Origin of the sequence: Halorubrum tibetense (assembly GCF_042661865.1) — an archaeon.
Taxonomy (GTDB): domain Archaea; phylum Halobacteriota; class Halobacteria; order Halobacteriales; family Haloferacaceae; genus Halorubrum; species Halorubrum tibetense.
Map to the genome: position 1 here is coordinate 1 of NZ_JBHSWW010000595.1, position 690 is coordinate 690.

Below are 690 nucleotides of genomic sequence, written 5' to 3' on the forward strand. Positions count from 1 at the left end.
GGTGGCCGAGTGGCGTGAGGCTAGCCGGCTTTCCTTGGGGGTGCGGGAAATTCACGATTGGTCTAAAGCGCGCGGCGATGCCGATGACCCACTCTTAATTGAGCAGATTAGAACGAAAATATTACCGCGCCGCGGTATTTCCGCCCGCTCCGATGAAATACTTATTACCAATGGGGCGCAGCAAGGTCTGTCGCTGTTATCGCAACTTTTATTTAGTGGCGACACAACCGTGGCGGTGGAAGAGCCTGGCTACCCAGATTTTCGCAGTTTGGTGCAGCGCCAAGGGGCAAGGATACAGTTTATTCCTGTTGATCATCACGGTGTGCAGACCGAAAGAAATGATGGCAGCGCTCAATATGTTTATGTGACGCCAAGCCATCAAGTGCCCACCACTGTTACCCTTAGCTCAGAGCGACGGGTTGAACTGTTGGCGCAGGCGAGTCAATTTGATCAAGTGATTATCGAGGATGATTTCGATAGTGAAACCAATTTTCTGGGCAACCCACACGCGGCAATAAAAAGCTTAGATGTCGATGGCCGTGTCATCTATTTGGGGAGTTTGTCGAAAACGTTATCGGCAGGATTGCGTTTAGGTTTTATGATTGCCTCGCCCGAACTGATTCGCGCGGTGCGCGAGCAGCGGCGTTTGATGTCGCGTTTTCCCGCCGCCAATAATCAGCGCACGGCAGC

At 52.3% G+C, this 690-nt stretch carries 1 protein-coding gene; it reads left to right on the forward strand.

What is annotated here, in order from left to right; all coding sequences use genetic code 11:
• Positions 1-690 (forward strand): aminotransferase-like domain-containing protein (locus ACFQEU_RS17170; RefSeq protein ID WP_379784120.1); only part of this gene is annotated, 690 nt, incomplete at both ends.